The organism is Candidatus Methylomirabilota bacterium (assembly GCA_036001065.1).
Lineage (GTDB): Bacteria > Methylomirabilota > Methylomirabilia > Rokubacteriales > CSP1-6 > MNEF01.
Window position 1 is genome coordinate 1 of record DASYUQ010000230.1, and the last position, 16,198, is coordinate 16,198.

The following is a 16,198-nucleotide window of genomic DNA, read 5'->3' on the forward strand; positions in this document are numbered from 1 at the left end:
GGCTCCTTGGTCTCGGCGTCGATCACCCGCCCGCGATAGGGGCCGGCGGATACCGGTCCTGGGCTCACCGCGCAGCCGGCGATTCCGGCGATCACCACGAGCGCAGAGGCGAAGCGGCGAGGCGCGAAGCGCATCCTCACATGTCCTGAAGTCGCCAGATCCCGTCCTCATCCACGGCGAAGCGGACGAGGTACGAGAGTTGGCCGCGTTCGTCCGACCGCAGCATCTCGAACTCCACCGTCTGCGCACGCGCCTGCACGAAGCGGATGTCGGTCAGCACCTGGTCGATGGCCGAGAGCGGGAGCGTCAGATTCCGGAAGATCTCGTCGTACTGGGCGCGGCGGCGAACGGAGATAAAGCCGCGCGCGCGCGCGACGTTCCCGGCCCGCAGCGCGTCCTTGAGGCCCTGCCACTTGGCCTCGAGCAGGGCGACGAGGTCGGCTTGGGAGAGCACGAAGACGGCGGCGTTCCCGACGGTCTGCGTCCCCTGGGCGTCAGTCACGATCACCTTCGGGAAGTAGAGGCCGGGGGTGGCGTACGGGAAGGTAATCTCGTCGAGCGCCGCGCCGGAGAAATCGGTGGTTCCGTTTCCGTCGACGTCCCACTGATAGTTCGCCGCGGCGCCGAGGAAGCTCGCCCGGAGCGCCACGGCGAGTGGGGCCATGCCCGTTCCGGGAGACGCAGTTACGAAGAGCCCGGCAGAGGCCGGGGCAGGGGTCACTTGGACGGAAATCGTGTCCTGGGCGATCATCCCGGTGGGATCGTTGAGGCGCGCGGTGATGGTTTGCGGCCCCGCGTCGAGCGCGACGATAGCGGCGAAGCCGTTGGCGGTGAGGAAGCCGGGCGTCCCGTTCACCGTGACGCCGAAGTCAGTGCCGGGCGGAGTTCTGACCTCGCCACGAACCAGAACAGGAGACCGGCTGACGGTGCTCCCCGGCGCCGGAGAGGTGATCGTGATGCCGAGGCAGCGCTGGACTCCCTCGACGGTCACCTGGATCGCACTACTGGGGCCGCTGCGGATCCTGACGTCGAGACGATTCAACGGCACAATCCCGGACAGCGCGCGCTCGATCCGCGTGACCTTTTGATTGAAGTCGTGCTCGTGGATGACCTCCGTGCCATTGACGAAGAGCGAGCCGCTGCTGATCGGGTCGGTCCCGATCTGGTCCCGGCCACTCGGACCGTTGATGACAACCATCCGGAAGGTCCCAGAGGGATCGCAGGCGGCGAAGCTGTCGGACGCGGTCACCGGCGTTCCAGTCTGCCGCGTGTACTGCTTCGTGAAGACCGGTTGGAAGCTCTGCGCGGCCACCGGAGAGGCGCGCCATCCGAGGATGAGCGTCAATACGACGATCCCGACCGCTCTCCAGCCTGTGTCCATGCGTTGCTAGGGTGCGTCGGCAAGAGACGTGCCGAGGTAGCGATGACAGGCTCAATCAGGACTTAGTCGAGAGATGGTGTGCCGCACTGCCCGGGGAACCTGGCACGAGTGCCCAGGAATCTGTGCAGGCGTGGCGCCTCACTTCGCCGGAGCGACGACCACGTCGGTCGGCCGCCCGCCCAGGAAGTTTTCCACGTTCTCGACCGCGCGGAGCAGACCGTCCCGGATCACCTCCGGCGTCTGCCCCGCGTTGTGCGGGGAGAGCACGACGTTCTCCAGCTTGAGGATCGCATCGCCGGGCTTGAGCGGCTCGTCGTGGAAGACGTCGAGCCCGGCGCCGCCGATCTTGCCCTGGGCCAGCGCGTCGACCAGCGCGTCGCGCTCGACCAGGGCGCCGCGCGCCGTGTTGATCAGGAGCGCCGTGCGCTTCATCACCGACAGCTCCTTGCGGCCGATGAAGCCGCGCGTCTCGGGCGTGAGCCGGAGGTGCAGCGAGACGACGTCGGCCTGCCGCAGGATCTCCTCCTTGGGGGCGGCGGCCCGAGCGCCCAGTGCCGCGACGCGACCGGCGTCACCGCGGAGGCTCCAGGCCAGCACGGTCATGCCGACGGCCCGGCCCAGCTCGACCACCCGGGAGCCGATGGTGCCGGTTCCGAACACGCCCAGGGTCCGGCCCAGGAGCTGGGTGAGCAGCTCGCGGGGCCAGCGCCCTTCGCGCATCTCGTGGTCGATCCGGGGGATGCGGCGGGCCAGGGCGAGCATGAGGGCCAGCGCGTGCTCGGCCACCGCCCCGGCGTTGACGCCCGGCGTGTTGCAGACGGTGACGCCGTGGCGGCCGGCCGCGTTGAGGTCGACGTTGTCGGTCCCGGTCCCCCAGATCGAGACCATCTTGAGATTCCGGCAAGCGGCGAAGACACCCTCGGTGAAGCGGGCATGGGCACGGATGTTGATGACGACGTGCGCGCGGTCCACGCGCCGGATCAGCTCGGCTTCCTCGTCGGCGCCCCGCGCGGTGAAGACCCGCACCTCGCCGAGCTGCCGGCAGCGCTCGTGGGCCGGCGTGCCCTCGAAGACGGCGGGGAAGTCGTCGGGGACGACGATCAGCGGGCGGTCGGCCCTAGCCTCCCAGGGTGGCGCCATTCACGACGCGTCGGCGAAGGTCTGCTGGGCGGCGGCCACGCCGGTGCCGGGCTCGCACTTGTAGCCGAGGTCGCGCAGCGTGAGCTCGAGCGCGCCCAGCGTGGGCAGCACGTACTGGGGGCTGGCGGTGATGCCCATTGTCCCGATCCGCAGCGTCGTCGCGCGGATCTTGTCGAGGCCGGTGCCGATGAGGATGCCGTACTGATCCCGCATGCGATCGACGACGGCGGTGGTCTCGACGCCCGCGGGCGCTTTGATGCAGGACACGGTGTTCGACCAGAGCGCCGGGTGTGGGAACATCTCGAGCCCCATCGCCTGGACGCCGCTGCGCAGGGCGGCGGCCGCCACCTCGTGACGGCGGAAGCGATGGGGAAGCCCCTCCTCCAGGATCAGCCGGACGGCGACCTGCATGGCGGCGGTGAGATGGGTGGGGATCGAGACCGGCTGGCGGCGCGGCGCGCCGTCCTTCACGCGGCCGCCGCGGGACTCCGGGATCCAGAGCTCCTTCCAGCGCAGCAGGTCGTAGGCCCAGCTCGACGCCTTGCGCTGGCGCTGCTCCATCGCCTCCCAGGCGCGCGGGCTCACGGCCACCAGGGCCAGGCCGAGCGGCGCCGCCAGGCATTTCTGCGAGCCCGTCATGTTGAGGTCCACGCCCCACTCGTCGGTGCGCACGTCGATGCCGGCGATGGAGGAGACGGTGTCGAGCAGGAAGAGCGCGCCCACGCTGCGGGCGATGCGCCCGACCTCGGCGGCGGGGTAGGTGGTGCCGGTGGAGGTCTCGTTGTGCACCAGCGTGATGGCCTTCGGCCGCAGCCGCTCGGCCTCGGCGGCCAGGCGCTTGAGGTCGAGCGGCTGGCCCAACTCGGTCGTGAACTCGGTCAGCCCGGCGCCCACGCGGCTCATGATCTCGCGCATCAGCACGCCGAACTGGCCCGCTCCGATGACCAGCACGCGGTCCCCCGGCTCGACGATCGACAGCGCACCGGACTCGAGCGCGGTCCGCCCCGAGCCTGGCATCAGGATGACCTCGCCCTTCGTCTTGAAGACCTTCCGCAGGCCGAGCGTCGTAGGCTCCAGCACGCCTTCGTCGAACGAGCGGTCGTACTGGATCGTCGGCGGCTGGCTCAGCGCCTGGATGACGGGCGGCGGCAGCTCGGTGGGGCCGGGGATCATGAGCAGGGGGCGGGTGTGGCACTGGGCCCAGTTGATCGTCACGGACATGGCGTCTCCTCGGCGGTCAGGGTGGCCGCATTGTAGCGTGTCCGGCGCGGGTTCCGCTCAGGTGGCCACGCCGGCCCGCTCCCGGCGCCGGTGGATGAAGTAGAGGTTGCGCGCGTAGACGAACAGGCCGGCGCTCTGCCCCAGGATGAAGACGGGGTCCAGGCGGTGGATCGCGTAGGCCAGGAGCGTGAGCCCTCCTCCCACCGAGAAGTACCAGAACTCGCGCGGGACCACGCTCTGTCGCTTCCGTTCGGTCGCGACCCACTGAACCAGGAAGCGCGCCGAGAACAACGCCTGCCCGAGCAGACCGATCCCGAGCCACACATGTTCTGCCGTCAACATTCCCCCACCTCTTTGATCGCGCGCGCGTCGAACGGGCTAGTGCCGTTCCAACTTGTTGATACTAAATCTGTCCACGAACGACGTACACGGTGCCTTCCTAGGCGCGAATAGTTGGAACGGCACTAGGGTGCGCCGCCGAGCATCGCGCGGAGGACCTGCAGGGCCTTGCGGACGTCGGCCGGGCGCCGACGCGCGGAGACGAGGGCGAAGATCTTCTCGGCCTCCTCGCTGGGGACGACGGCCCGCCGGCCGGGGCGCACGTCGATCAGGTGGCGGAGCGGCACTTCCAGCGCCACCGCGACGTGATGGAGACTGTCGACCGAGATCGACTTTTCGCCCCGCTCCACCTCGCCGATGAACTTGCCGCTGAGACCCGACCGCCGTCCGAGGCGTTCCTGGCTCAGGCCACGTTGCCCGCGGAGGGCGCGGAGGCGTTGACCTAGGAACTTTCGTACATGTGGGACCGCTCGTTCTGCCACCTCTGCCCTCTGCGAAGCATTGTCAATTGGTCAGACTAACATGGCTCGGTGCGGCCGGACATGATGGCCAGCACCAGGGCGCCGTCCCGGCTGCTAACGCTGTGGATGCAACCCGGGGGCCGGCGGGCATAGTTGCCGCTGGTGCAGGTCCCGGTGTCGTCGGTGACGCTCCCCTCGAGCACGAAGATCTGCTCGTCCCCGAGGTGGCGGTGCCGCGGGATGGTGGCGCCCGGCGCGTAGCGCATGAGGACGGCCTTGCGATCGCCCTCCTCCCACAAGACCCTCCAGTGGACGCCGGAGCGGCGCTCCTGCCACGGGCGATCCACCACGTTGACGTACAGGGTAACCGGTGCCGGCGTGGTCATGGCAGGTCCACCTCGACGGCGCCGCCGACCACGCGCACGGGGTAGACCGAAATCGCCAGATCGGGGTCCACGCGGCACGTCCCGGTTTCGAGATCGTAGTCGAAGCCGTGCCAGGGGCAGACGACCGTCTGGCCCTCGAGCCAGCCGTCGGCCAGGGGCCCGCCCTCGTGCGGGCAGATCGCGCCGCAGGCGTAGAAGCGGCCGCCGCCGACGTTGAAGACGGCGAACATGAGGCCGTTACTTTCTACCAGCGTGCCGTGGCCGACGGGAATGTCGTGGGCGCCGGCGACCCGGACGAATGGCAAGCCTGCCTCCTCAGCGTTTACGGAGCGCCTCGGCGATGACCTCGCGGAACGCCTCCGGCGGGTGGGCGCCTACCAGCATGCGGCCGTTGACGAGGAACGTCGGCGTGGTATTGATTCCCAGGGCGCGCGCCTGCCCCACATCGGCCTCCACGGCGGCGGCAAAGGTGCGTCCATCCAGGCAGCGGGCGAAGCGCTCCCCGTCGATCCCGAGGTCGATCGCGTAGCGGATCAGGTGCTCCCGCCCGAACCGCGGCTGCTCTTCGAAGAGCCGGTCGTGGTACGCCCAGTACCGCCCCTCGGCCCCGGCGCAACGCGCCGCCTCGTGGGCCGGGCGCGCCCGATCGTGGATGGCCAGCGGCAGGTCCTTGAAAACGAGGCGCACCTGCCCGTCGTACTCCTTGAGGATCGCGGCCAGCGACCGCTGGACCCGCTTGCAGTACGGTCACTGGTAATCCGAGAACTCCACGATCGTCACCGGGGCCCGGGCCGGCCCCTTCGTCATCGCCGGTTCTACGGTGAGGTCGATCTGTCCGGGGGCCGGCGAGGCCAAGAGGACGAGCGGGGCGAGGAGCAGAATGTAGTACACTCGCCGCGGGTGCGGGCGCCACGCCGAACTGTCGTTCACGTCGGCTCAGAATACGCTGCTGTCGGACCTCGCGCAACGTGGAGGGAGGGGACCCATGGAGCTCTTGTTCGGCACGTACCCGTCCTGGTCTCACCTGGTGGTGCGTCTCGGTCTGGGCGTCGTCTTCTTTGCCCACGGGTCACAAAAGGTGCTGGGCTGGTTCGGCGGCCCCGGCCTCAAGGGGACGATCGCCTACTTCCAGAAGGGGCTGGGGGTCCCGCCGGCCGCCGCCGCGCTGGCGGCGTTCATCGAGTTCCTGGGCGGCATTTCCATGATCCTGGGCTTCCTGGCCCGACCCGCCGCCTTCGGCCTCATCGTCGTGATGGCGATGGCGATCGCCAAGGTGCACGCCCAGCACGGCTTCTTCATCAACTTCTCGATGACTCCGGGCAAGGGCCACGGCTTCGAGTTCAATCTCGTGCTCATCGCCATGGCGCTGTCGATCCTCATCGGCGGGGCCGGCGCCTGGTCGATCGACTGGCTGCTGGTCCCGTGGGGCGTCGACTAGTGCCGTTCCAACTATTCGCGCCTAGGAAGGCACCGTGTACGTCGTTCGTGGACAGATTTAGTATCAACAAGTTGGAACGGCACTAGGAGAACGAAACCAGTTTCGAGCGCCGGCTCCGCCGGCGCAATCCATTCTGGGGGAGGCCTCGGAGGGGGCCGTCGAGGCCCCCTCCGAAGTAATCAGGCGGCGCGACCGCCCTCCTCGCTGAGCGACGTGATGACGTAGGTGCCGCTCTTCTCGTCCCGCTCGAGCGTCACGATCTTCTGCTTGGCCGCGTCCTCGAGCAGCTTGGAGAAGGTCGAGTAGCCGTAGTAGGACTCGTTGAAGGCCGGGTTCTTGCGGATCATCGTCTGCTTGACCATCGAGCCCCAGAGCGTCTCCTTGTTCTCGCGCATGAGCGCCTGGATGGCGTCGATGAGCTGCGCCATCGCCTCGGCCTTCTTCTCGGGCAGCCCCCGCAGCAGGGTCGTCTTCTTCGTGTCGCGGATCAGGTCCTCGTAAAAGATGAACTCGTCGCAGTTGGCCACGAGCAGGTCCGAGGACGACGACTTCACCCCCAGCCCGATCACGTACCGATCGTTCTCGCGCAGCTTCGAGACCAGCGGGGAGAAGTCCGAGTCGCCGGACACCAGCGCGAAGGAGTCGATGTGCGTCTTGCCATAGGCGAGGTCGAGGGCGTCCACCACCATCCGGATGTCGGCGGAGTTCTTACCGCTGTAGCGGCTCTGGGGGACGTCGATCAGCTCGATGGCCCACTCGTGGAAGGGACGCTTGTACTCGGTGAAGCGGTTCCAGTCCGCATAGGCGCGCCGGACGATGATCTTGCCCTTTTCGAGCAGCCGTTCCAGCACCAGCTTGATCTCGAATTGTTTGTATTGGGCCTCCTTGACGCCGCGGGCGATGTTCTCGAAGTCGATGAACAGCGCCAGCTTCCGTTCTCCGTTCATTCGTATGTCCTTTCGTCGAGGCGACAGCGGTCCCCGTCGCCGTTACTCTGGCCGTCTATTGTATAGTGGGGTCCGACCGATGGCGCGCTTGATTTTCGAGCTCTGGAGGTCGTGGCGAATGAAGGACGTCGATCCCGCGCTGGCCGACCGGGTGCCCCCGGGGCAGACCCTGACACTCAAGTGGCCGGTCCTCACCTACGGCCTCACGCCCCGCGTCGATCTGCGGCGCTGGACCTTCCGCTGCTTCGGGCTCGTCGCGGAGGAGGTGGGCTGGACCTGGGAGGAGTTTCTGGCGCTGCCTCGCGTCAAGATCACCTCCGACGTCCACTGCGTCACGCGCTGGTCGAAGCTGGACAACGAGTGGGAGGGCGTGCACATCCGCGAGATCATGCGCCGGGTTCGGCCGAGGCCGCAGGCCACGCACGTGATGGTTCACGCCGAGCCCGACTACACGACGAACCTGGCGCTGGATGACCTCGTCCAGGACCACGCGCTGCTGGCCCTCAAGCACAACGGCCGGGACCTCGAGCCCGACCACGGCGGCCCCTGCCGGCTGGTCGTGCCCAAGCTCTACTTCTGGAAGAGCGCCAAGTGGGTGCGGGCCTTCGAGTTCCTCGACGTCAACCCGCCCGGCTTCTGGGAGCAGAACGGTTACCACATGCGCGCCGACCCCTGGAAGGAGGAGCGCTACTCCGACCAGGAGACGCACGCCATGCAGAAGATGCGTGCGGAGGCCGCGCGCCGGCTCCGCGAGCGCTCGTAGTTTTCTCGCGGGCGGGGGCGGGGTTGCCTCCGTCGACCACGCTATCCACGATCCTCGCGTGCCTTCTTCTTAGCCGGGGCTCCCTCGACCCCCAGAAGACACGGGTCTCCGGAGGCAACCCCGCCCCCGCCTCGCGTGACACTGCAACGCTCCGCAGCCTGCCGCGAGCATTCCGGCGGTATCTGCCGTGTCGGGGCACGGCTCCTGGTCGGTGCATTCGCCATGCGGCATCGGACGGTGGGTATACTGATCGGCGGCGCAGGCTATGCGGGTTCTGGTCGTCGAGGATGAGCGCAAGGTCGCGAGCTTCATCCGTCAGGGGCTCGCCGAGGAGGGGCACACCGTCGAGGTGGCGTCCGACGGCGCCGAGGCGCTCGACCTTCTCCTGGCCGGCCCCCCCTATGACCTCATCGTCCTCGACCTCATGCTTCCCAAGCACGACGGCCTCGACGTGTTGAAGACGCTCCGCGCCCACCGGATCAAGACGCCTGTCCTCATCCTGACCGCTCGCGACAGCGTGACCGACAAGGTCACGGGGTTGGATCTCGGCGCCGACGACTACCTGACGAAGCCGTTCTCCTTCGAGGAGTTCTTGGCCCGCGTCCGGGCGCTGCTGCGCCGGGGTACCGATCAACGGCTGCCGCTCCTCCAGCTCGACGATCTCGCCGTGGATCCTGCGACCCGCGGGGTGACCCGCGGCGGACGGCGCATCGACCTGACCGCGCGCGAGTACGCGTTGCTCGAATACTTCTTGCGCAACGTCGGGCGTGTCCTGACGCGCCCGATGATCGCCGAGCACGTCTGGGGCCTGGACTTCGATCCCGAGAGCAACATCATCGACGTCTATGTCGGTTACCTGCGCCGCAAGATCGACGACCGGGCTGAACGCCGGCTGCTGCACACGATGCGCGGCGCCGGGTACGTGATGAAGGCAGCCGAGTGAAGCGCTGGGGCGTGCCCCTGGCGGTCCGCACCCGGCTGACGCTGTGGTATACGGCGATCCTCTTCGTGATGCTGCTGGTCGTCAGCGTGCTGTCCTATTCCCGGCTCCGCTGGACGATCATGCAGGATCTGGACACCTCGCTGCTGACGGTGGCGCAGGTGATCCACGACACCGGCTACTCGGGCGCCGACCTCGCCGCCGGGGCCGGCCCGGAGATGGCGCTGCGGCAGATCCTGGGCCCCGAGTTCTACGACAAGTTCTTTCAGCTCGTGGATCCCGAGGGCCACCCGGCGGCCCGCTCGACGCAACTTCGCGGTCGCGCCCTTCCTCTCTCGGCCGCGGCGCGAGCCGACGCCGCCCGCGGCGTCCGGACGTTCGAGACGGTCCGGCTGCCCACGGGCGAGCGGGTCCGCCTGCTCACGCTTCCGATTACTCGCGGCGGGCAGCTCACGCACCTCGTTCAGGTGGGGATCCCGCTGGAGCGCACCGAGCACACGCTGGCCCGTTATCTGGAGTCGCTGCTGGTCCTGGTTCCCCTGGGGCTGGCTCTGGCGGCGGCCGGCGGCGTCATCATCGCCCGGGCCGCGCTGCAGCCGGTCGACGCGATGTCGCGCACGGCGCGGCGGATCACGACGGGCGCAGATCTGGCCCAACGCATCGTCCTGCGCGGCACCGGGGACGAGCTGGACCACCTGGCCGAGACCCTGAACGCGATGCTGGCCCGTCTGGAGGGGCTGTTCGCGCAGATGCGTCGCTTCGCCGCCGACGCCGCCCACGAGCTCCGCACGCCGCTCACCGTGCTCAAAGGCGAGGTCGAGGTCGCGCTCCGGGCCGAGCGGTCGAGTGAGGAGTATCGGCGGGTGCTGACCTCCAGCCTCGAGGAGGTAGAGCGCCTGACTCGCCTGGCCGAGGATCTGCTGCTGCTCTCCCGCTTCGCCGCCCGCACGCCACCGCCGCGCTCCCGGGTGGAGCTCGACGCCGTGCTCGTCGACGCCTTCGACGTCGGCGTCCGGCTCGGCCAGGCGCAAGGCGTGGCGGTGCGGCCCGGCGAGGTCTGTCCGGCCGCGGTGGAGGGGGACGCCGCCGCGCTGCGCCGCGCGATCGTGAACCTGGTCGACAACGCCGTCAAGTACACGCCGGCGGGGGGCAAGGTCGAGCTCTCGCTGGGATGCGCCGACGGCCGCGCCGCGATCGTGGTGAGCGACACGGGCATCGGGATCGACCCCGCCGACGGCCAGCGCGTGTTCGAGCCCTTCGTGCGGCTCGACACCCCGATGCCGGAGGCGGGGGGTGCCGGGCTCGGACTGGCGATCGCCCGGTCGATCGTGCGGGCGCACGGCGGGACCATCACGGTGGAGAGCCGCCTGGGCGCCGGCAGCACGTTCACGATCTACCTGCCCCTTGCCTGAGAAACTTCTCATCTCCGTTTCATCGTCCCCTCATGTTTCGGTGCGACCGTCCGGGACCAGGACCGGTGATGACGCGCAGGCCCCGAACGCCCGCCACGGTGCTTCGCCAGCTGGGGAGGCTGGGAAGGGTTGTCGTCGCGCTGATGAGCCTCGGCGCGGTGGCGACGCTGGTGATGCTCGCTCATGCGAGCCCTCCCGATCCGACATGGTTCTCCGGCCTCTATGACGACGCTGACCACGACGATGCGGTGCTGCTGGCGACGTCGACGGCCGGCACCCTCGATGGCGCGGCGCCGCTGGTCGCTCGGCCCGGGCTGTCCGTCGTCGAGCGCTCGTTCTACGGGCCGCCCGGCGTCGTCACCGTCGTCCTGACCGCGGACGCGACCCGCGGACCTCCCGCCCTCCGATCGCCACTCGGCTGACGCTTCCGATCTGATGCGCGGAAGCCGGACGAACCTCGGGCATTCGAGAGGGAGGTCTTCTATGAAGACATGGATCAGCGTGCTGGTCTTGGCAGGAACCCTGACGGGAACCGCGTTCGCGGGCGGTACGGGGTTCGTCGACCGCGATGCCGACCTATCCGCCAGCATCTCGACGGCGCCCGCCAGCGCCTGTGCGGGCGAGTCGCCGGGCGCGGTCCTTCTGAACGGGGCCGCCGTGCCCGCGCCGCACGCGGTGGGTCCGGCGAGGGGCCTGTGGTCGGCCGCCGCGCCGGCCCTGGTGAACGGCGCCCCGGTTCCGAGCGGCGCCGGCGTGACCGATGACTCCTGGTGTGCAGGAGCGTACCGGCCGGACGTCGGCACGAACTTCGGCGGCCGATGACGGCGCGACCTCCTCATCGAGGGAGGGGCGAGGAATCGGTGGTTCGACGAGAACAAGGCGCGGCGGGTCGCCAGCGGTTCGTGATCCGACGTCGCTGCTCTCGAGTCTGGCCCGAGAGGGGAAGGTTCGGATCTGCCTCGTCGAGGCCGGATGAGAAACTTCTCATGCCCTTCTCACCGCCGACTCATGTCGGCCTGCTAGCCTTCTCCGCGACCATGAGCGGGACCACGTGATGACGACACACGGGATCACCAGAAAGGAGCGTTCGATGAGGGCAGGTCTGTCCGTCCACCTGTGGGCAGCCGTCGGGCTGATGGCGGCGCTCGCGCTCGTCACTGTCAGGCCGGGGCCGGCGTTCACGGCGGGGCCGCCGACGCCGTTGTGGAGTGAACGGACCCTCGACGCCGCGTCACCGCCGCCGTCGCCGTGGGTGGAGCTGGCCCGGATGCTGAAGCCGGCCGTCGTCAACATCAACACCAAGCGCTTCGAAGGCGGTGGCCAGCCGGGCGATCCGTTCTTCGAGCGCTTCTTCGAAACGCCCCGCCGCGCCGTCCGCAGTCTGGGCTCGGGCTTCGTCGTCAACGCGAACGGCTACATCGTGACCAACAACCATGTGGTGGACGGGGCCAGCGAGATCAAGGTGCGGCTCTCGGACGGTCGGGAGCTGACCGCCAAGGTGCTGGGCCGCGACGGGCGGACCGATCTGGCCCTGCTCAAGGTCGACGCCACCGGGCTTCCGCTGATCCCGCTCGGCGACTCCTCCCTGCTGCGGGTGGGCGAGCCGGTGATGGCGATCGGCAATCCGTTCGGCCTCGAGCAGACGGTCACCACCGGCATCGTGAGCGGGACCGGGCGCGTGATCGGCGATGGGCCCTACGACGACTTCATCCAGACCGATGCGTCTATCAACCCCGGCAACAGCGGCGGCCCGCTGATCAACGTGCGCGGCCAGGCGGTCGGGATCAACACGGCGATCGTCACGCAGTCGGGCGGGTCCGTGGGCATCGGATTCGCGATTCCCGTAAATCTGGCCAAGCCGGTGCTCGCGCAGCTGGCTGGGATGGGCCATGTGGTCCGCGGTTACCTGGGCGTCGCGATCCAGCGGGTCACGCCCGAGCTGGCCCGGAGCTTCGGGATGGCCGAGGCGCGGGGTGCGCTGGTGAGCGCGGTCGTCGAGGGCTCGCCGGCGACCAAGGCCGGCCTGAAGCCGGGGGACGTCATCGTCGAGTACGACGGCCGGCCAATCGCGCGCTCGGAGGAGCTTCCGCGTGCCGTGGCCGCCACACCGGTAGGGCGGCAGGTAAGGCTCATCGCGATGCGCGACGGCAAGGCGGTGACGCTCTCGGCGAAGATCGCGCAGCTCGCCGAGGCGGAGGAGCCGGCGACGCCAGGCCCGAAAGGTCGGCCGGCGCTCGGGCTGGCCGTCGAGACGCTCACGCCGAAGCTGGCCCAGGAGCTGGGTCTGCCCGACCGCAGCGGCGTGTTGGTCCGCGGTATCGAGGAGGACAGCCCGGCCGCTTCGGCGGGAGTCCGGGCCGGCGACGTGATCGCCGAGGTCGATCACCATCCCGTGAAGACGGTCGACGACTTGACGCGGCTGATCCATCAGCACCAGGCCGATGTTCCGACGCTGCTGCTCGTGCACCGGCAGGGTGGCCATCTCTACATCGCGCTGCCCTCGTGAGGAGGAAGCCCATGGAACGCACCGCGCTCGTCTTCGTTTCCGGGAGGATCCTGGCGCTCGATGCCGGCCACCGCGTGATCACGCTCGAGGAGGTAGGGCCCTGGATGGGAGGCCAGGCCGGACGCGTCACGTGGCGGATCCAGCTGACGTCGGCGACCCGGATCGAGCTGGTCTCGCGCGCGGGGGTCGCCGCCGCCGGGGGAGGGGAAGGCGGCTTCAAGCACGCTCCGCTGACCGCCGCTCATCTGCGCGTCGGCGACTACGTCACGGTCACCACCGAGAGCCGTCATGGGCACTGCCTGGCCGTCTCGGTGACCGCCATGCGACCCGAGACGGCGGCGTCCCCGGCCGCCGGGCAGCAGGCCGGGCTCTCCCGGCCGGGGCGGTGAGGGCCATGTGGACCAGCGCGCATACCGCCGTCTGCCGCAGGCACCCCGATCTGATCGCCGTCCACCAGGGCACGGACGGTGAGACGGCGCTCCTGCTGCGCCAAACCTTCCTGCCCCTGCCGGAGGAGCGCGGTCATTGGCTGGCCGACACGTGCCGCGTGGCCCGCGCCGTCATCAACGACCTCCGCGCCGCCGGCCTGACCGGGCCGATCTCCGTGCTGCAGTGGCGTTCGGCTCGAAACGCGGCCCCCATTCTCCGCCGCTGGACCTGCCGATACGACGGCGACCCCGAGCGTCGCGCGCAGCTCACCGACATCGCGCGCACGCGGCTGGCCGACGAGGGCTGGCCGGCGTCGCCGCCGTCGGCCCTGCCCGGTGAGCCCGTGACTCCCGATTGGCGGCCCTCCTCGCGGCTCCGCTTCGTCGACTGGTACCGGGACATGACGCCATCGTGGCTCGAAGTCGAGCCGGCCCTGCGCCGCCAGCTCATTCTCTGCACGCACCGCTGGGTCGTGGAGCGCGTGCTGATTCCGATGTCACGCGGTGAGCTTCCGGCCACGGACGACCTCCAGCCGACGGGGAGGCTGAGCTGGATGCTCGTTCGGACCATTCCGGTGGAGGAGCTCGAGCTATGGAAGCCGTGGATCCGCCTCGTGCGGGCGGACCTCCAACGCGCCCTGAGCTGGGCGCTGGGCAAGCGGACCGAGTCCTGGATCCGGTGGCTGTTCCTGATTCCCTACGCCATTCCCATGAGCGGCCGGCGCGACCGCCCGGGCGATCCACGCGCCGCCGCCGCGGGCGAGGGATAGTGTCGGTGACTCGAGCGGCCCCGGAACCACCGCGAGCACTGCACCGCACCCGGTCAGGCGCCGACCCCGGCGCCGTCATTGGAGGTTCCAGAGATGGTTCGGTTGATTACCCGTATCGGTCTCGTCTCGCTCCTCGTGATCCCACCTCTGATCGCCAGTCCAGGCAGGACGCTCGCCCAGAACTTCGCCACCTACGGCGGCGAGCAGTTCTTCAAGATCGAGTGGGAGCCCGCCGAGCGGAAGGGAAAACCCGAAGTGCGCGGCTACCTCGACAACGCGTGGGGTGAGCCCGCGGTGAACGTTCGCCTGAGGGTGGAAAGCCTGGACGCCGCCGGCTCGGTGATCGCTACCACCATCGGGCGCATCCCCGATGTCGTGATGCCGGGCACCCGCGCGTACTTCGAGGTCGAGATCCCCGCCAAGGCGCCGAGCTATCGCGTTTCTGTGCTTTCCTATGACTGGCTGGAGCGCGGCGGCGGCACCGGTGGCGATAACATCATGCGACGCTGAGCTGGCGGCGCGCTGAGGGCGGGGAGAATGCGCTAGTGCCGTTCCAACTTGTTGATACTAAATCTGTCCACGAACGACGTACACGGTGCCTTCCTAGGCGCGAATAGTTGGAACGGCACTAGTGGCCACGGTGCCGGGAGGTACGGCTCTCGGGTGACTGCCGTCCCGGCCGCCGCCGTGGCCCGGCGTCTCCGCCGCCACCACGGTCGCGGTGGGCGAGGATGGGCGGCGCCGGCAGCCGTGGCACAAGGTCAGAAGACGCGGCGCTGTGTCCGGACCACCCACCAGTGCACGATGCCGGCGCCCGCCAGCACCACGAGCCCCAGAATGATCCACCGGATCTCGCCCTGCGGCTCCGTGTCGCGGTAGTGCAGGAGGCCCACGAGGACGAGGGCGCAGCCCACGACGGCGGCGCCCGTGCGTGACCAGGCGACGAACCTGAGCCACACGGGGCTGCCGCTCCCGGCGGCGAGCCCGAAGGCGAGGACCGCCAGCGCGGCGACCACGCCGCAGATGCCGCCCAGCCAGAACATCCAGGCCAGCGTGGTTTCGGTCACATCCCGGATCGGCCCGAGATAGAGCAGGTGCGCGAGCACCCACGCGATGACGAGGAGCAGGGCGACCCAACCGGTGAGGCGGATCATGACGGGCCGAGAAAGTCCAGGTGCATTCGTGCGGCATTCTATCAGGAACCTGATACGATCCGCCCTGATGGCGCAGGCGCATCAAGAAACCGCCGCCCGCCGCTCGCGCGGACGACTGCTGGCCGTGCTCGTCCTGACCGGCGGCTTCCTGGTGGTCGAGGTGGCCGGCGCCGTCTTCACGGGCAGCCTGGCCCTGGCCGCCGACGCGGGCCACATGCTGACCGACGTGGGCGGGCTGGTCCTCGCCCTCTTCGCCGTATGGATCGCCGCCCGGCCGCCGACGCCGGCCAAGACGTTCGGCTACTACCGCGTCGAGATCCTGGCCGCGCTGGTCAACGCGCTCGTCTTGCTGGCAGTCGCGGGCTGGATCCTGGTGGAGTCCTACCAGCGCATCCTGGCGCCCCCCGAGGTGCTGGGTGGACCCATGATGGTGATCGCGGCTCTGGGGCTCGGCGTGAACGTCCTCGGCGCCTGGCTTTTACATCGAGCAGCGACGGCGAGCCTCAATGTCCGGGCGGCCTACCTCGAGGTCCTCAGCGACGCGCTGTCTTCCGTCGGCGTCCTGGCGGCGGCGGGGATCGTGACGGGGACGGGCTGGAACGTCGTCGATCCCCTGGTGAGCGCGGCCATCGCCATTTTCATCGTGCCGCGGACGTGGCGGCTCCTGGCCCAGGCGGTCAACGTCCTGCTGGAGGGCACACCCGCCCACCTCAAGCTCGACGAGATCGAGGAGGCGATGACCCAGGTGCCCGGTGTGCGGCGCGTGCACGATCTGCACGTCTGGACGCTCACCTCCGGGCGCGAGGCCATGAGCGCCCACGTGGTCGTGGACCACCTGGACGAGAGCGAGCGGCTGCTGGAGGAGCTGCACGCCGTCCTGCACGCGCGCTTCGGTATCGATCACACGACGAT

At 69.3% G+C, this 16,198-nt stretch carries 21 protein-coding genes and 1 pseudogene; 11 read left to right on the plus strand and 11 right to left on the minus strand.

The genetic code is table 11. The features are described from left to right. Positions 1–136 precede the first annotated feature (136 nt). From VGV13_22080 to VGV13_22120, 9 genes and pseudogenes are all read right to left on the minus strand, one after another. Positions 137–1,381, minus strand: a complete 1,245-nt coding sequence (locus VGV13_22080; protein HEV8643765.1) for a hypothetical protein — start codon at positions 1,379–1,381, stop codon at positions 137–139. A 138-nt stretch (positions 1,382–1,519) separates the two neighbouring features. Continuing rightward, entirely contained in the window at positions 1,520–2,521 is a 1,002-nt protein-coding gene (locus VGV13_22085) for an NAD(P)-dependent oxidoreductase (GenBank protein HEV8643766.1), read from the minus strand. Continuing rightward, complete coding sequence (locus tag VGV13_22090; protein HEV8643767.1) at positions 2,522–3,742, minus strand: alanine--glyoxylate aminotransferase family protein; 1,221 nt, start codon at positions 3,740–3,742, stop codon at positions 2,522–2,524. Positions 3,743–3,799: 57 nt separating this feature from the next. Further along, positions 3,800–4,084: a lipid-A-disaccharide synthase N-terminal domain-containing protein gene (locus VGV13_22095; protein ID HEV8643768.1), complete on the minus strand. Its 285-nt coding sequence runs from the start codon at positions 4,082–4,084 to the stop codon at positions 3,800–3,802. Between the two features lie 122 nt (positions 4,085–4,206). After that, a complete protein-coding gene (locus VGV13_22100) occupies positions 4,207–4,563 on the minus strand; it encodes a helix-turn-helix transcriptional regulator (protein HEV8643769.1) in 357 nt (118 codons plus the stop codon). Positions 4,564–4,598: 35 nt separating this feature from the next. Then, the gene (locus VGV13_22105; protein HEV8643770.1) at positions 4,599–4,928 is read right to left on the minus strand and encodes a cupin domain-containing protein; all 330 of its coding nucleotides are present in this window, start codon (positions 4,926–4,928) and stop codon (positions 4,599–4,601) included. Further along, on the minus strand, positions 4,925–5,233 hold the full coding sequence (locus VGV13_22110) for a Rieske (2Fe-2S) protein (GenBank protein ID HEV8643771.1): 309 nt from the start codon (positions 5,231–5,233) through the stop codon (positions 4,925–4,927). The genes VGV13_22105 and VGV13_22110 overlap by 4 nt, the downstream gene beginning before the upstream one ends. A gap of 10 nt (positions 5,234–5,243) precedes the next feature. After that, positions 5,244–5,663 (minus strand): annotated as a pseudogene (locus VGV13_22115) (DsbA family protein). A 12-nt stretch (positions 5,664–5,675) separates the two neighbouring features. Further along, complete coding sequence (locus tag VGV13_22120; GenBank protein HEV8643772.1) at positions 5,676–5,858, minus strand: hypothetical protein; 183 nt, start codon at positions 5,856–5,858, stop codon at positions 5,676–5,678. A 55-nt stretch (positions 5,859–5,913) separates the two neighbouring features. On the opposite strand from VGV13_22120, the gene VGV13_22125 reads away from it, so the two are divergent. After that, positions 5,914–6,366 (plus strand): DoxX family protein, encoded by a 453-nt coding sequence (locus tag VGV13_22125; protein ID HEV8643773.1) that lies wholly within the window; start codon positions 5,914–5,916, stop codon positions 6,364–6,366. Between the two features lie 179 nt (positions 6,367–6,545). Here VGV13_22125 and VGV13_22130 read toward each other — a convergent pair whose 3' ends face one another. Next, on the minus strand, positions 6,546–7,313 hold the full coding sequence (locus VGV13_22130; protein HEV8643774.1) for an NYN domain-containing protein: 768 nt from the start codon (positions 7,311–7,313) through the stop codon (positions 6,546–6,548). Positions 7,314–7,431: 118 nt separating this feature from the next. Here VGV13_22130 and VGV13_22135 point away from each other — a divergent pair, with 118 nt between their 5' ends. The 9 genes from VGV13_22135 to VGV13_22175 all read left to right on the plus strand — a co-directional run bounded on the left by VGV13_22135 (position 7,432) and on the right by VGV13_22175 (position 14,642). After that, on the plus strand, positions 7,432–8,076 hold the full coding sequence (locus VGV13_22135; protein ID HEV8643775.1) for a sulfite oxidase-like oxidoreductase: 645 nt from the start codon (positions 7,432–7,434) through the stop codon (positions 8,074–8,076). Positions 8,077–8,341: 265 nt separating this feature from the next. Further along, positions 8,342–9,019, plus strand: coding sequence for a response regulator transcription factor (locus VGV13_22140; GenBank protein HEV8643776.1), 678 nt, complete (start codon positions 8,342–8,344; stop codon positions 9,017–9,019). Next, positions 9,016–10,428 carry an ATP-binding protein gene (locus VGV13_22145; GenBank protein HEV8643777.1) on the plus strand — a complete coding sequence of 471 codons (1,413 nt, stop codon included), beginning with the start codon at positions 9,016–9,018 and terminating at the stop codon, positions 10,426–10,428. The genes VGV13_22140 and VGV13_22145 overlap by 4 nt, the downstream gene beginning before the upstream one ends. Before the next feature lie 68 nt (positions 10,429–10,496). Next, the gene (locus VGV13_22150) at positions 10,497–10,850 is read left to right on the plus strand and encodes a hypothetical protein (protein HEV8643778.1); all 354 of its coding nucleotides are present in this window, start codon (positions 10,497–10,499) and stop codon (positions 10,848–10,850) included. Between the two features lie 61 nt (positions 10,851–10,911). Next, a complete protein-coding gene (locus VGV13_22155; GenBank protein ID HEV8643779.1) occupies positions 10,912–11,250 on the plus strand; it encodes a hypothetical protein in 339 nt (112 codons plus the stop codon). 268 nt (positions 11,251–11,518) lie between these two features. Next, positions 11,519–12,934, plus strand: coding sequence for a DegQ family serine endoprotease (locus VGV13_22160; GenBank protein HEV8643780.1), 1,416 nt, complete (start codon positions 11,519–11,521; stop codon positions 12,932–12,934). Positions 12,935–12,945: 11 nt separating this feature from the next. After that, positions 12,946–13,323 (plus strand): hypothetical protein, encoded by a 378-nt coding sequence (locus VGV13_22165; protein HEV8643781.1) that lies wholly within the window; start codon positions 12,946–12,948, stop codon positions 13,321–13,323. A 5-nt stretch (positions 13,324–13,328) separates the two neighbouring features. After that, the gene (locus tag VGV13_22170) at positions 13,329–14,132 is read left to right on the plus strand and encodes a hypothetical protein (GenBank protein HEV8643782.1); all 804 of its coding nucleotides are present in this window, start codon (positions 13,329–13,331) and stop codon (positions 14,130–14,132) included. Positions 14,133–14,225: 93 nt separating this feature from the next. Continuing rightward, the gene (locus VGV13_22175) at positions 14,226–14,642 is read left to right on the plus strand and encodes a hypothetical protein (GenBank protein ID HEV8643783.1); all 417 of its coding nucleotides are present in this window, start codon (positions 14,226–14,228) and stop codon (positions 14,640–14,642) included. Between the two features lie 251 nt (positions 14,643–14,893). Here VGV13_22175 and VGV13_22180 read toward each other — a convergent pair whose 3' ends face one another. Then, positions 14,894–15,286, minus strand: a complete 393-nt coding sequence (locus VGV13_22180) for a hypothetical protein (protein ID HEV8643784.1) — start codon at positions 15,284–15,286, stop codon at positions 14,894–14,896. 67 nt (positions 15,287–15,353) lie between these two features. On the opposite strand from VGV13_22180, the gene VGV13_22185 reads away from it, so the two are divergent. Beyond that, positions 15,354–16,198 (plus strand): cation diffusion facilitator family transporter (locus VGV13_22185; protein ID HEV8643785.1); only part of this gene is annotated, 845 nt, incomplete at its 3' end.

Bases quoted from the DNA above. Each gene is read 5' to 3' on its own strand.
- VGV13_22080 (HEV8643765.1), bottom strand. From the start codon at position 1,381: ATGGACACAGGCTGGAGAGCGGTCGGGATCGTCGTATTGACGCTCATC.
- VGV13_22175 (HEV8643783.1), top strand. From the start codon at position 14,226: ATGGTTCGGTTGATTACCCGTATCGGTCTCGTCTCGCTCCTCGTGATC.
- VGV13_22125 (HEV8643773.1), top strand. From the start codon at position 5,914: ATGGAGCTCTTGTTCGGCACGTACCCGTCCTGGTCTCACCTGGTGGTG.
- VGV13_22155 (HEV8643779.1), top strand. From the start codon at position 10,912: ATGAAGACATGGATCAGCGTGCTGGTCTTGGCAGGAACCCTGACGGGA.
- VGV13_22105 (HEV8643770.1), bottom strand. From the start codon at position 4,928: ATGACCACGCCGGCACCGGTTACCCTGTACGTCAACGTGGTGGATCGC.
- VGV13_22095 (HEV8643768.1), bottom strand. From the start codon at position 4,084: ATGTTGACGGCAGAACATGTGTGGCTCGGGATCGGTCTGCTCGGGCAG.
- VGV13_22150 (HEV8643778.1), top strand. From the start codon at position 10,497: ATGACGCGCAGGCCCCGAACGCCCGCCACGGTGCTTCGCCAGCTGGGG.
- VGV13_22090 (HEV8643767.1), bottom strand. From the start codon at position 3,742: ATGTCCGTGACGATCAACTGGGCCCAGTGCCACACCCGCCCCCTGCTC.
- VGV13_22130 (HEV8643774.1), bottom strand. From the start codon at position 7,313: ATGAACGGAGAACGGAAGCTGGCGCTGTTCATCGACTTCGAGAACATC.
- VGV13_22160 (HEV8643780.1), top strand. From the start codon at position 11,519: ATGAGGGCAGGTCTGTCCGTCCACCTGTGGGCAGCCGTCGGGCTGATG.
- VGV13_22085 (HEV8643766.1), bottom strand. From the start codon at position 2,521: ATGGCGCCACCCTGGGAGGCTAGGGCCGACCGCCCGCTGATCGTCGTC.
- VGV13_22165 (HEV8643781.1), top strand. From the start codon at position 12,946: ATGGAACGCACCGCGCTCGTCTTCGTTTCCGGGAGGATCCTGGCGCTC.
- VGV13_22140 (HEV8643776.1), top strand. From the start codon at position 8,342: ATGCGGGTTCTGGTCGTCGAGGATGAGCGCAAGGTCGCGAGCTTCATC.
- VGV13_22170 (HEV8643782.1), top strand. From the start codon at position 13,329: ATGTGGACCAGCGCGCATACCGCCGTCTGCCGCAGGCACCCCGATCTG.
- VGV13_22180 (HEV8643784.1), bottom strand. From the start codon at position 15,286: ATGATCCGCCTCACCGGTTGGGTCGCCCTGCTCCTCGTCATCGCGTGG.
- VGV13_22135 (HEV8643775.1), top strand. From the start codon at position 7,432: ATGAAGGACGTCGATCCCGCGCTGGCCGACCGGGTGCCCCCGGGGCAG.